At 67.1% G+C, this 8,644-nt stretch carries 12 protein-coding genes and 1 pseudogene; 5 read left to right on the top strand and 8 right to left on the bottom strand.

The features are described from left to right. The 3 genes from STRIP9103_RS47090 to STRIP9103_RS45575 form a co-directional block, all read right to left on the bottom strand. A partial coding sequence (locus tag STRIP9103_RS47090; protein ID WP_009323527.1) for an AraC-like ligand-binding domain-containing protein occupies positions 1-539 on the bottom strand: 539 nt, incomplete at its 3' end. A gap of 25 nt (positions 540-564) precedes the next feature. After that, positions 565-753 carry a hypothetical protein gene (locus tag STRIP9103_RS26485; RefSeq protein WP_009323546.1) on the bottom strand — a complete coding sequence of 63 codons (189 nt, stop codon included), beginning with the start codon at positions 751-753 and terminating at the stop codon, positions 565-567. A 469-nt stretch (positions 754-1,222) separates the two neighbouring features. Next, positions 1,223-1,675 (bottom strand): ATP-binding protein, encoded by a 453-nt coding sequence (locus tag STRIP9103_RS45575; RefSeq protein WP_078614051.1) that lies wholly within the window; start codon positions 1,673-1,675, stop codon positions 1,223-1,225. Between the two features lie 215 nt (positions 1,676-1,890). On the opposite strand from STRIP9103_RS45575, the gene STRIP9103_RS26470 reads away from it, so the two are divergent. Continuing rightward, a complete protein-coding gene (locus tag STRIP9103_RS26470; RefSeq protein ID WP_009323530.1) occupies positions 1,891-2,754 on the top strand; it encodes a helix-turn-helix domain-containing protein in 864 nt (287 codons plus the stop codon). Positions 2,755-2,763: 9 nt separating this feature from the next. After that, complete coding sequence (locus tag STRIP9103_RS26465) at positions 2,764-2,982, top strand: DUF397 domain-containing protein (protein ID WP_048821016.1); 219 nt, start codon at positions 2,764-2,766, stop codon at positions 2,980-2,982. Between the two features lie 120 nt (positions 2,983-3,102). On the opposite strand, the gene STRIP9103_RS26460 is transcribed toward STRIP9103_RS26465, so the two are convergent. From STRIP9103_RS26460 to STRIP9103_RS26440, 5 genes are all read right to left on the bottom strand, one after another. Continuing rightward, positions 3,103-3,750, bottom strand: a complete 648-nt coding sequence (locus STRIP9103_RS26460) for a class I SAM-dependent methyltransferase (protein WP_009323528.1) — start codon at positions 3,748-3,750, stop codon at positions 3,103-3,105. Positions 3,751-3,822: 72 nt separating this feature from the next. Continuing rightward, the gene (locus STRIP9103_RS26455; protein ID WP_009323532.1) at positions 3,823-4,314 is read right to left on the bottom strand and encodes a hypothetical protein; all 492 of its coding nucleotides are present in this window, start codon (positions 4,312-4,314) and stop codon (positions 3,823-3,825) included. Positions 4,315-4,454: 140 nt separating this feature from the next. After that, positions 4,455-5,303 carry a helix-turn-helix domain-containing protein gene (locus STRIP9103_RS26450; RefSeq protein ID WP_009323525.1) on the bottom strand — a complete coding sequence of 283 codons (849 nt, stop codon included), beginning with the start codon at positions 5,301-5,303 and terminating at the stop codon, positions 4,455-4,457. 15 nt (positions 5,304-5,318) lie between these two features. Next, positions 5,319-5,843, bottom strand: a complete 525-nt coding sequence (locus tag STRIP9103_RS26445; protein ID WP_009323526.1) for a DUF6879 family protein — start codon at positions 5,841-5,843, stop codon at positions 5,319-5,321. Next, the gene (locus STRIP9103_RS26440) at positions 5,797-6,078 is read right to left on the bottom strand and encodes a hypothetical protein (protein WP_009323520.1); all 282 of its coding nucleotides are present in this window, start codon (positions 6,076-6,078) and stop codon (positions 5,797-5,799) included. Before STRIP9103_RS26440 ends, STRIP9103_RS26445 begins: the two co-directional genes overlap by 47 nt. Before the next feature lie 187 nt (positions 6,079-6,265). Between STRIP9103_RS26440 and STRIP9103_RS53775 the strand changes: the two are divergent. From STRIP9103_RS53775 to STRIP9103_RS50795, 3 genes and pseudogenes are all read left to right on the top strand, one after another. Further along, positions 6,266-6,539: pseudogene (locus STRIP9103_RS53775) on the top strand (IS630 family transposase); the annotation flags it as partial. Between the two features lie 74 nt (positions 6,540-6,613). Continuing rightward, positions 6,614-7,465: a maleylpyruvate isomerase family mycothiol-dependent enzyme gene (locus STRIP9103_RS26435; RefSeq protein WP_048821015.1), complete on the top strand. Its 852-nt coding sequence runs from the start codon at positions 6,614-6,616 to the stop codon at positions 7,463-7,465. Between the two features lie 316 nt (positions 7,466-7,781). Next, positions 7,782-8,348, top strand: a complete 567-nt coding sequence (locus STRIP9103_RS50795; RefSeq protein ID WP_199790578.1) for a hypothetical protein — start codon at positions 7,782-7,784, stop codon at positions 8,346-8,348. The last annotated feature ends 296 nt before the right edge of the window (positions 8,349-8,644 follow it).

Here is an 8,644-nt window from a genome sequence, read left to right as displayed (position 1 = left end):
AGGCGGTGCAGGTAGCTGACGGAGATGTGGTGGGCGGCGGCGATGGCCGGCGGGGTCAGTTGGGGATCTTGGAGGTGCCGGCGGATGAATGCCTGGATCCGCAGGACCAGGGCTCGCCGGGCGCTGTCGTGCGCGCTGCTGTCGTCCGCGTCGAGGTGATGGGCGAACAGCGCGGTCAGCAGTTCGAGGAGTGCCGCCTCCAGCCGTGGACCGTCGGACGAGCGGTAGGAGTGGGTGTCGTGGGTCAGTTGCAGGAGGAATCCCGACAGCAGCGCCCCGACTCCCTTCCGGCCTGGTAATCGTCGGGTGAGGATCCGGTCCATCCAGGGAGCGGGCAGCGGAAACCCGGCCTTGGGCACGTCGGCCCCGATCAGGCACACCGATGGGCTGCCGAGGAGACGAAGGTGAAAGGGTCGGGAGGAGTCCAGGACGTGCATGTCGAAGGGGCCGTGGACGGCTTCCCGGCCGGCCTGGGCCACTTCGTTTCCGCCGCTGACCGGCAGAATCAGTGTGTAGACCCCAGGATCGGACCGCCGCACCGCTCTCTTGGGGCCGGCGCGCCCCTCAGTCCGCCCGGAAGAGGTTCAGCGGGATCACGTACCAACTCCCGCCCAGGGCATCCTGATGGTCACTCTCGTGCCCCTTGCCCAGCACGCACGAGGATGTCTCGCTGAAGACGGGCGCCCGGTAGAACAGCGAGGCCCGAACGGCACCGCATCTGTCAGTGGCCCCGCTGGTGACCGCAGTTGTCATAGGCCCCCACCCCCAGCCGCTACGGCGTGAATGTCACGGGTGTCGAGATCGACACCGAAATCCGCGGCCATCACCAGAGCAGTACGCCGCCACTGCTGTTTCGCGCACTCCCTCTCTGCCTCCGTCTCCATCCGGTACGGCCGGACACGAACCGCCGTCGGTGCTTCCACCAACCAGAGGTCGAGGCCGGACAGATACGGACGGGTCAAGGCGCACGCGTTGCCGTCGAGGGGCGCGCGATCGATGCTGTACGGGGAGCGGAGGGTGACAGCTCGCGCACCCAAGTCCACGTGATCGGAACAAACGCCGGACACAGCGTCCGGACTCTTCTCCCGGGCCCTCCGAGGCGGCTTTCGCCGCCGACCTTCGGCGGGCATGAGCAGACAGAGAACCAGCAGCGCCACGGAGCGCACGACCCACTTCAGTGCGGCAGCGATACGCCAGGGCAGTGCCCGTTGCACGTCAACCGTCATGACACAGGCCCTTCTGGCAGAGGCAGCGCCAGCAGAACCCATACAACCTTGCCCACACCGACGCGCGGCGCAACACCCCAATCATCAGCCAACGCATCGACCAGGACGAGCCCCCGACCGGACACGTCCTCGTCCCCGGCGCGCCTCAACTCCGGCTTCCCGTCACCCGAGTCGGACACCTCAAGCCGCAGCCCGGTCCCAGTCAGCTCGAACCGCACACCGATGTTCCTGCCGTGCGTCGACTTCGCTCTTACCGCGTTGGTCGTCAGCTCGGAGGGCAACAGGGCTGCGGTGTCGGCGACTTCACCGGCGATCTGCCATATGCCGAGCTGACACCGCAGGGCCGCACGGGCGCGGCCGACACTACGGCGGTGTCTGGGGAACTGGTGCGCTGCGGCCCTCACAGGAGCGGGCGGAGCTGCTGCTGGCGGTACGGCTCTTGTGGGCATGGGGCATCCCCTTGGGAGCGGGTGATGGTACGTCACGATCCCTGCTACATCACGGGGTTGTGATGTTCTGCAAACATAGACAGGACTCACTTAAGTCAGCAACTCGAATGCAGAAGCTGCATAATAGTGTCGTACGTTCGAGGCTATGCTGGGCTGCGACGCAGCGGCCCACCCGCGCTTGCGGGTGCCACTGAGAACAGCGAAAGGGCAGCACCGTGCCGGACAAGCGCCAACCTCCCCCCACCGTCAGACTCCGCAGGCTGGCCGTCGAACTGCGCAGACTCCGTGAGGGTGTGGGCCTTACCCACAAGGACGTGGCCGAGAAGACGGCGATCAACGAGGTGACGCTCTACCGGATCGAGAAGGCCCGCACCAAGCCACAGAAGCGCACGCTGATGACGCTGCTGGATCTGTACGAGGCGACGGAGGAGCAGCGCAGCGCCCTCCTGGACATCCAGCGCGGCCCCCACGACCGAGCTTGGTTGCAGCCCTACCACACAGACCTGGGCCCGGAGTACGCCACATACATCGCGTTCGAGGCCGAGGCCCGAACCGTACGCAACTACGAGACACTGTTCATCCCCGGTCTCGCCCAGACCGAGTCGTACACTCGCGCGATGATCAAGGGCGTGGTCCCCACGGCGAACCCAAAATGGCTGGAGCAGCGCGTCCAAGTCCGCCTGGAACGGCAGATGTTGCTCGCCAAGGAAGATCCGCTGCGCTTCTGGGGAATCATCGATGAGGCAGTCGTCAGGCGAACGGTGGGAAGCCGCAAGGTGATGCAGGAGCAGATTCGGCATCTGCTCCGACTCATGGACGAACCGCACATCACCTTCCAAGTGATCCCGTTCGACAAGGGAGCACATCCGGGGATGGATGGCGGCTTCGCCCACATGGACTTCCCCGATCCCGACGACCCGGAACTGGTCTACCTGAGCAACGCGACCGGCGAGATCTTCCTGGAGTCCGAGGACGAGCTCCGCCGCTACAAGTCCAAGTTCGAGTACCTACAGGCCGTGGCCCTGGGGCCGAACGACACCGCCGACCTTCTCTCTAAACTTGCGGAAGGAAGAGACTGAGGGAAGAAGGTGGGCGCAGTGGAGTTCGATGCCTCCAAGGCCACGTGGAGGAAGAGCAGTTACAGCGACGCGACCGGTCAGTGCGTCGAAGTCGCCGATGACCTCCCTGGCGCCCTGCCCATACGCGACAGCAAACACCCTGACGGCCCTCACCTCGTCTTTGCCGGCGCCGCATGGACCGCCTTCGTGGCAGCACTCCACGCCGGTGGGTTCAGCGCTTCGGCGTAGCCGGAACGGCGTGCCCACCACACTCACCTGTCCCGGCCCTCCCCGCATTCTCCTGCGGGCCGTGGCCGCTTCGCCCAGCGCTCAAGGGTTCCTCATCGCCCACCGTGCTACTCCGGGCCATCAAGGACGCGTGGCGCGGACGAGGAGGGTTCCGATGTGGCCGGGAACAGGAGGGGCGATCTCCTCGACCTGCGCAATGGCGAACCCTGCGTCCTGGAGCATGTCGGCCCAGGTCTCGGGGGTGTAGTCGTAGCGGCGCAGGAACATCGGCTCCCCGGCGAATCCGCCCTTGAACATGCCCTGTGCGCCGTAGCAACCGGGGATGGCCGGCGGCTGGGAGAAGACGAAGATCCCGCCGGGCTCCAGCCGATCACGCACCAGCGGCAACAGCTCATGGGGGTCGGTGAACCAGACGGAGCCGAAGACGGAGTACAGGGCCTCGAACGTCTCCTGTGTCTCGCGGAGGAAAGCCCGTACGTCCGCGCAGGTGAACCGCCCGCGCGCCTGCGGGTATCGGTCGTGTACCAGCTTCACCCCGGCGGGAGACAGGTCGACGCCATATGCGTCGAATCCTTCGCCCAGGAGGTAGGACAGGTGACGGCCGGTCCCGAATCCCAGTTCCAGCACCCGGCGCGCGGCAGCGAAGAGTTCATGGCCGGGGCCATGATCGCCGTACTGCGTCCACCGGAACTTCCCCAGTTCCTCGGGCCGCTTGTCCAGAGCGGCTTCGACCCAGGTGTCCCACAACCGCTCTTCCACCGTCGGCATGCTTCTCCTTCGTCAGAGAGGACCGGGCCCCAGCCGGAGCGGGAGCCCGGCCCACTGCGTGTTCCCGGTCCCTCAGTGACTGTCGGGGACCTTGTCGTTGCACGGCGAGCAGTCCGAGGCGTCGACCGCCCACAGCTCGTCATCGACCGCGAATCCGACCTCGCGGATGACGCCGGCCGTCCGCAGAACGGTGCCATCGCGACGGCGACGGATCAGTGGCGCGTGGTGCTTGTAGACGCCGCCGTTGTAGACGTCGCAGAACGCCGAGTACACGGGCGTGTCGAGGATGATCTGATGGACGCCGATGTCCACGGTCTTGCCCACGCCGAGGTCAGCGGTGGGGTTCTCCATGGCGGTGATGAGGTAGGCCACGGCCTGGTCCAGGATGCGCTCCGCCAGGCTGCGGACCTCGACCGCGTCCCGTAGGAGCAGCGCGATTTCCCGCTCCCACAGGTTGCCGCCGTCGGCCACGTTGTCCATCAGATACGTGACTTTCGGCTGTACCGCGTTGAGTAGCGCGCGGGTATCCCGCGTCTGCACGGCGGGCTCGATGGTGATGGTCACGGTGGTGCTCCTCTCGATCCGTTCGAGTGGTGCGGGAGTGGCGCCGGGAACTCGTAGCGGACGCGGTTCTCGGCGCTGTGCCACCACCGTCGCGCTCGATGGGCAAGCGGCTCAACGAAGTTGCGACTAATTGCGGAAATTCACCCGAGGCAGTCGATCGCAGTGGTGATGAGGCGACGGGCGCGGTCTCCGTAGACGGCCATCTTCGACAGTTCGGCGAACGCCTTGCCATAGTCGGTCACTTCGCGGGGTTGCACTACGTTGATCTCGGCTGTCAACGTCTCCACGACGTTGTGTTTGTCGTCGTAGAGGTAGAACGCCTCCAAGGGCCACATACCGCGTTGGGCGGTGAAGGGGATGATCCCGAGCGAGATGGACGGCAGTGGCATGACGGTGAGCAGGTGCCGTAGTTGCTCGGTCATCGTTTCGTTATCGCCTATTCGATAGCGCAGCACGCACTCTTCCATGAGAACGACGAAGCGGTGGCCGCCCTCGTACAGGAATCGGGAGCGGGCGACACGGGCGGCGACAGCTTCGGGGACGTCGTTGGGAGTCCCCTGGAAGTCCGTGATCGTCTCCATCAGCGCCGTGGCGTACGCGGGCGTCTGGAAGAAGCCGGGTACGACGTTGGAGACATAGACGCGGCAGACCTGAGCCTGCTCGTGGAGCGTGTAGAAGTCCTCTTGGACCTTGCGCATGCCGTTCCGCTGGAGCCGTCGCCATTCCTGATATATCGAGTCGACAGCGCGGGCGGTGGCGATCAGGTCGGCCGCCTGGTCCTCGGCGCCGCAGGCTGCACACCATGCGCGGATATCGGCATCCGAGGGTGCGGCTTCGGCCTTCTGGAGACGGGTGGTCTTCGCGGGATGCCAGCCGCAGCGGGCGGAGAGTTCTTTCCCACTGAGGCCGGCATCCTTGCGCAGATGCGTCAGACGTACCGCGAGCGCTTCACGGGCCGCCTGCGCGCTGGAAGAGGGGGAGACGGTCATGGATGTGTGCGGGAATCAGGCGGGGTACTTCTCGTGCGGGATGGCGCGCTCCCACACGGCCTCGAAGGCGTCGCTGACCATCTTCACGACAGCGGGGTCCTCATTGAACTCGTGTCCGGCCCAGTCACCATCACCGGTGAACCAGTGGAACAGGACGCGTCGGTTGTCGATCAGCCACAGATCGTTGCCCGGCAGCGCGAGGTCAGAGGCCAGGCGACGCGGTAGCCAGCGCACCTCTTCGCCGACCGCGATATTGACCGGTGTCAGCGCGATCTCCCACCGGATGTAGTCGGTCACCGGCTCTGAGACGATCCGGGCCCGGCGCATCTTCACACCACGGCCGACGGCCTCTCGCACCAGAGGCGTCCAGCCCATCCAGAACGGAGAGTCCGGGTCGAGGTCGCTCTCACCCGTACGCTTGAAATACTCGAACGCGTCCACCTCGTTCCCGACGGCGTAGACGTCTCGCATCTCCAGATGCACGGCCGAGTGTTCAGCGCTCTGCAGCAGCGCGGCGAAGTCCGGCACGTTCTGCGACATCGCAAGCCTCCCTCAAGACCGGCACCATGCGGGCCGGAATGCGGATGACCGTCTCGTGCGCGGGGATCCCCGTGTCGTGACCGGCAACCCACTCCGTACCGCTGATCAGTGCCTCCAACGCTTCCTCGGCCTTGATGCCCTGAAGCACCAGGTCCGCCGTCTCCTCCTCGACCCACACCGTGGGCGAGCCGCCGCCTTGTGTCTCCGGGTCGATCCCGATGAACTCTAGGTCCACTGTCCCCTCCGTGACCAAGTTGCTTGCGGGTTCTTGCGGATGACGCTCCCGGAGGAGTGGGAAAGCGTCAAGGGTGCCGGACCGAGGGCGAGCCAGGTTTGCCGGATTCAAATGAGCGGCCTGGGTGGGGGCCGATGCGGCCGCGCCGCGGGTGAGCGAGCGGTCGGTGGAGCGGTGGCGGCGAGCCTGGCGCAACGTGCGCCTGCACCTGACCGCCGGGATGCGGGAGTTCACCGCCGAAAACGCACGCAGGCTCACCGACTTCCAGTTGCCCTCTTACGCTCCGGACCTGAACCCGCAGGCAGGCATCTGGTCCCGGGTCAAGCGCGACATTGGGAGCCTTGCCGCCGCCGACCTTGGGCAGATCACCCGGGCCGTGAAGCGCAGGCTCAAACAGACCCCACCGCCCCGACCTGGTCGACGGCTGCCTGGCAGGCACCGGTCTGATCTCGGACAGGTGACTGGCACAAGCCCTCCTTCCGACGTCCGGGGTATTCGATGGCAGACCGGGGCTCCCGGCTGACAGGCTTCGGCCATGAGTCCCGAGCCCCACGGCGTGTCCGGCACTTCCTGGCTGGGCGACCCGGTCGACGCTCGCCCGTTGTTCGGTTCAGAGCTGGAAGCACTCCTCGACACCTTGCGTGGCCTGCGGCCAGCTGACTGGAGCAAGACGGCGGTCCCGCACTGGACCGTGCATGACCTTGCCGCCCATATCCTCGGCGACTACTACGGACGCCTCGGTCGCACCCCAGGCGGATGCCGGGGTGCCTTCGCGCCTGGAGAGACACTGGAGGTGTTCATCCACCGCACCAATCAGGAATGGGTCGACCTCCACGCCGATGACAGCCCCGCCTCACTCGTCGATGCCCTGGAGGTGGCCGGGACCCAGCTCGCCGATCGATACGCCACCGCTGACCTCGAAGCGCCCGCCCTGGGTGTGTCATGGGCAGGAGTCGACCCGGCGCCAGGATGGTTGGACATCGCCCGGGAGTTCACCGAGTACTGGACACACCGGCAGCAGATCCGCCATGCCATCGGCAGCGACACCGACCCGGAACCGCACCCCTTGTCCACGGTCCTGGACACCTTCATGCGGGCCCTGCCCCACACCCTGCGGCATACGACAGCACCTGCCGGGGCCCAAGTCGAAGTGATCGTCGAGGGGCCGGCCGGCGGCAGGTGGATCGCCACCGCCACTGCGGACCGCTGGTCACTGGCCGAACCGCCCAGCGGCAGGCCGACCGCATCGGTGCTCCTGGATACGGAAACCGCCTGGCGCCTGTGCACACGTGGCATCGATCCCGCCACGGCCCTTGGCCGAGCCCGCGTCCGGGGAGAGCGCCGACTTGCCGAAGCTGCGTGCAAGGTCGTGTCCATCGTCTACTGATGACGCCTGGCTCGTCAGTGATCAGAGAGACAACGACGACCGTCCAAAGGTGTGCAGCCGCAGGTTGTGCCCCTTCCTGCCGACAGACAAGGAACGGGCACGACCGCCGGGGAGCGGCCGGAGGCGTCAATCCGCGGGTTTCGTAGCGTTGGTCGTGCGGCCCGGCTGGGGCCCTTCGTTCCCGTCCTCCGCCCTGTTGATCTCCCAGGGCGTCGACGGAGACCCGCCCCGTCCCGCCCTCGCGGAACCCCGGCCAACTACCGTGCCGTCTATCGGTGACGAGAAGATCGAGGAAACCGAGAAGGGAACTCATCTCATGCTCTGGCCCGCGCTCCGGGTGCTCTCTCAGGGAGAGCTGACATCCGACCAGCTTCAGCGGCTGCTCGACACGCTCCGGCTCGCGCGGGTTCCCCGCAGTGAGGGGCCCGGGGCCGCGAAGAGTGTCGCGCACCGCTCCTTCATCGACAGCACGGGCACCCGTCTCGTCCTGGACCTCGCGACCGCCGGCGAGTCCGGTTGGGTGCTGGCCCTGTTCTTCGAGGGAGAACCTCCCGCCACCGAGACCGTCGAGGGTCACCGGGTGCTGCTCCGCGAAGCCGTCGAACGGTTCGGGCTGACGCTCATCGAGATCACCCCGGCCGCCACCGCCGACGAGGTCCACGTCGTGCCCCCGGCGCCCGGCGTCCCGGAATCCGGCATCGGCGCCGCGTGGGACCTCCCGTACGACAACCTGGACGACATGTGGCCCCACCTCGGCCTGCGCAAGGACGCCCCCCGCGAGGTGAAGAAGGTCAAGCTGCGCGAGGTGATGAGAACCCCGGCCTGGTCCGCCGCCCCCGCGGCACTGCGCCGCGAGGCCGAGGATTTCCTCGCCGACGGGTGACCTCCGGCGGCCGAGGGGGCCGCCCCCGCCCGGTGACAACAGGCCGAGTGCGATCGCGATACCGGGCCGGGGACGACCGCGACACCCGGGCCCGGCCCCGGGACGACCGCGACGCCCGGGCCTGGGACGACCGCGCCAGCCAGCCGGAGCTGCCGCGACACCAGGCCGGAGACGACCACGACAGTCGGCCGGAGCTGCCGCCGCCGGCGACTGCACCCAGGAACCGGCCCGGCCGCCCGCCCTGGAACCACCCACGGCTGCCCCCTCATGAACCGTCCACGGTTACTCGCCCAGGA

This window comes from Streptomyces ipomoeae 91-03 (assembly GCF_000317595.1).
GTDB lineage: Bacteria > Actinomycetota > Actinomycetes > Streptomycetales > Streptomycetaceae > Streptomyces > Streptomyces ipomoeae.
Note: the sequence above shows the minus strand (reverse complement) of the source record. Positions and strands in the feature narration are given on the sequence as shown.